This is a genomic window from Pseudomonas sp. IC_126 (assembly GCF_004331835.1).
GTDB lineage: Bacteria > Pseudomonadota > Gammaproteobacteria > Pseudomonadales > Pseudomonadaceae > Stutzerimonas.
Map to the genome: position 1 here is coordinate 1 of NZ_SJSS01000012.1, position 1236 is coordinate 1236.

A 1236-nucleotide genomic window follows, 5' to 3' on the forward strand; every position below is an offset into this window, starting at 1 on the left:
TGTAGTGGTCTACTGATTCCGGACACCCATTTAGGGCGAGAATGCTCGCCATAGAGAGGTGTCTGATGACCAAGCAACGTCGTTCCTTTACGCCCGAGTTCAAACGAGAGGCCGCCTGCCTGGTGCTCGATCAGGGCTACAGCCATATCGAAGCAGCTCGTTCACTGGGAGTGGTTGAGTCGGCCCTGCGCCGATGGGTAAAACAGCTTCAAGAGGAGCGCGTGGGCGTTACCCCGAAGAGCAAAGCACTGACGCCCGAACAGCAGAAAATCCAGGAGCTGGAAGCCAGGATCGACCGACTGGAACGGGAGAAAGCGATCCTAAAAAAGGCTACCGCTCTCTTGATGTCGGACGAGTTCAATCGTACGCGCTGATAGACCAGTTAAGTGAGCGGGAGTCGGTGGAAGTGGTCTGTTCAGCCTTCGGCGTGGTGCGGTCTTGCTACTACGCCCATCGGCTTCGACGCTGCCGTGTTGATGCATGCCGCGTTGCACTGCGCAGTCAGGTTAACCAGCTGTTCAACCAGAGTCGAGGCTCGGCTGGCAGTCGCAGCATTCTGGGTATGCTGCGTGAGGATGGCGTCAGCATTGGCCGTTTTCGTGTGCGTCGGTTGATGCGTGAGTTGGGCTTGGTCAGCAAGCAGCCAGGCTCGCACGCATACAAGCAGGCTACGGTTGAGCGACCAGATATCCCGAACCGGCTGAACCGCGAGTTCACCACTGAGCGCCCCAATCAGGTGTGGTGCGGCGACATCACCTACATCTGGGCACAAGGTCGCTGGCATTACTTAGCGGCGGTGTTGGATCTGCATACAAGACGAGTAGTCGGCTGGGCGATTTCTGCCAAGCCGGATGCTGAGTTGGTGATCAAGGCGCTGGACATGGCCTACGAACAGCGTGGCAAACCGCAGCAGGTACTGTTTCATTCCGATCAGGGCAGCCAATACGCTAGCCGCCTGTTTCGGCAACGGTTGTGGCGATATCGGATGGAACAGAGCATGAGCCGCCGGGGCAACTGCTGGGATAACTCGCCGATGGAGCGATTGTTCCGCAGTTTGAAATCGGAGTGGATTCCACCGACCGGTTACCTGACAGCTCAGGAGGCCCAACGGGACATCAGTCATTACCTGATGCACCGCTACAACTGGATCAGGCCGCATCAATTCAACGATGGGCTACCGCCTGCGGTGGCCGAAGAAAAACTTAACCCACTGTCCGGGATGGGTTGACCACTACA

1 protein-coding gene is annotated in these 1236 nt (G+C 57.4%); it reads left to right on the forward strand.

Translation table 11 applies throughout. From position 1 onward, the window contains the following. Positions 1-65: 65 nt before the first annotated feature. Positions 66-1228, forward strand: a protein-coding gene (locus E0D86_RS21245; RefSeq protein WP_085988591.1) for an IS3 family transposase whose coding sequence is annotated in 2 segments (ribosomal slippage) — positions 66-321 and positions 321-1228 — 1164 coding nt in all. Because the reading frame shifts where the segments join, the coding sequence is not laid out codon by codon here. Positions 1229-1236 lie beyond the last annotated feature (8 nt).